Origin of the sequence: Streptomyces sp. CBMA123, from assembly GCF_014596465.1 — a bacterium.
In the GTDB taxonomy this organism is placed as follows: Bacteria; Actinomycetota; Actinomycetes; order Streptomycetales; family Streptomycetaceae; genus Kitasatospora.
This window is the reverse complement of record NZ_MECK01000438.1, coordinates 1-2246: the sequence shown is the minus strand read 5'-3', so window position 1 is coordinate 2246 and position 2246 is coordinate 1. Positions and strand designations below refer to the sequence as shown.

Here is a 2246-nt window from a genome sequence, read left to right as displayed (position 1 = left end):
CCGGCCGGGCGGCCGGGCGCCTGGTGCGGCCGGGCGCTGGTGCGGACGGCCGCGCCCAGCATCGAGCCGAGCAGCAGGGTCAGGCCGACCACGACGGTGGTGACCACCGCGCCGCGCCGCAGCACCCGGCGGCGCAGGGCGCCCGGCGCGCCCGCGCCGATCCGGCGCCAGGCCTCCAGGTTGAGCCGCCCGTCGAGCGAGGCGAAGGGCGCCCCGGCGATGAGCAGCGGGCTCCAGGCCGCGAGGAAGATCAGGTCGGGGGTGTCGTACACGGGGACGGAGCGCCAGCTGACGGTGAACAACAGCGCGGCGGAGAGCAGCATCGCCGCCCCGGCGGCGAGCCGCTGCCACAGGCCGAGGACGGTCAGCACGCCGACCACGATCTCGGTGAACGACACCACCAGGCCGGAGCCCACCGGGTGGGCCATCGCGAAGGCCAGCAGCGGCTCGGCGACCTTCCACGGGTGCAGCGAGGAGAGCCAGCGCATCATCGAGCCGCGCTCGCCGCCGTCGAAGTACACCGGGTCGCAGAGCTTGCTGAACCCGGCGTAGACGGAGAGCGAGCCGAGCACCGCGCGCAGCGGCAGCAGGACCAGGCCGAGGTCGACCCGGCGGCCGGGGTACCAGGGCTGCTTGCCGTCGGCGGCAGCGGTGGCGGAGACCTCGGGCAGTTCGCCGCTCGGGGTCCAGCCGTGCGGTTCGCCGACCGGGCCGACGCCGGCGTCGGTGGCGGTGCCGCTGCCCTCGCGCGGCTGGCGGGGGACGCTCCGGGCGCCGGCGTAGGCGGGCAGCGCCTGGGTGTCCGTCTCGTCCGGGTCGACGCCCGCCGGGGCGCCGTTGATCCGTACCGCCTCCAGCAGCCGGGTGGCCGCGAGGTCCCCGGGGGCCGCCTGGCCGGTCCAGGTGACGGCGGTGACCCGGCCCTTGCGGCGCGGTGCGCCGCCGGCGGTCCCGGCCTGGGCGCCGGCCAGCGCCGGGACGGCGGAGGCCGGTACGACGACCTGCGGGGTGACCAGCGGACGGCGGATCAGGCCCTGGTTGGCGTACGGGTCGCCGAAGGCGGCGCCGGTGGACAGCAGTCCGGCCGGGGCCTCGATCAGCGGCGCCACCTGGGTGCCGAGCCGGAGCCGGAAGCTCGCCTGGGTGTTGCTGAGGCGCGCGGGGTCCGACGGCACCTTGACGGTGTCGAGCCCGGGGCCCGCGTCCATCCCGGTGCTGCCGCCGCCGAACAGGGGGCGCCGAGGTGTTCTGGTGTCCACGTCCACGCCCGTCTAACCGGGTGACGGCCGCTTAGGACACTCTCTCGGGTGGATGTCCGGCGCATACTTGAAGTGATCATGAGAAAAGCGATCGGACCCGGTCGGGCCCGATCGCTTTTCACTCGGATCGCGGAGAATTCAGAAGATCTCCTGCGGGCGCGGCGTCCGATGTGCTGGACGGTACGCCCGCCGTGCTCAGCGCTTGGCGCGCAGTCGGGCGGCCTCGTAGAGCACGATGCCCGCCGCGACACCGGCGTTCAGCGACTCGGTCAGACCGCTCATCGGGATCCGCACCCGCATGTCACAGGTCTCCGAGACCAGTCGGGACAGGCCCTTGCCCTCGCTGCCCGCGACGATCACGACCGGGCCGGTCAGCAGCTCCAGGTCGCCCAGCTCGGCCTCGCCGTCGGCGGCCAGGCCGACCACCATCAGGCCGGCCTTCTGGTAGGCCTCCAGGGTGCGGGTCATGTTGGTGGCACGGGCGACGGGCAGCCGGGCCGCGGCGCCGGAGGAGGTCTTCCAGGCACCGGCGGTCATGCCGGCCGCGCGACGCTCGGGGATGACCACGCCGTGCGCGCCGAAGGCGGCGGCGGAACGGACCACGGCGCCCAGGTTGCGCGAGTCGGTGACGCCGTCGAGCGCGATGATCAGCGCGTCCTGGCCGGCGTCGGAGGCCTCCGCCAGCAGGTCCTCGGGGTGGGCGTACTCGTACGGCGGGACCTGCAGCACCAGGCCCTGGTGGTTCATCCCGCCGGTCATCTGGTCCAGCTGCGGGCGCGGGGCCTCCATCAGCGGGATGCCGCGCTCGTTGGCGGCCTGGAAGGCGTCGCGGACCCGGTCGTCGGTGTCGATGAACTGCTGGACGTACAGCGCGTTGGCCGGGACGTCGCCCTGCAGTGCCTCGACCACCGAGTTGCGGCCGAAGACCAGCTCGGCGCGGCCCGCGCCGCCGCGGCCGCCGCGGCCGCCGGCCCCGGCCCGGCGCAT

2 protein-coding genes are annotated in these 2246 nt (G+C 75.1%); both read right to left on the bottom strand.

What is annotated here, in order from left to right:
• Nucleotides 1-1259: DoxX family membrane protein (locus BG452_RS32980; protein ID WP_188308022.1), on the bottom strand; the 1259-nt coding region annotated here is incomplete at its 3' end.
• A 195-nt stretch (nucleotides 1260-1454) separates the two neighbouring features.
• The coding region (gene rlmB, locus BG452_RS32975) for a 23S rRNA (guanosine(2251)-2'-O)-methyltransferase RlmB (RefSeq protein ID WP_188308021.1) at nucleotides 1455-2246 on the bottom strand (792 nt) is incomplete at its 5' end.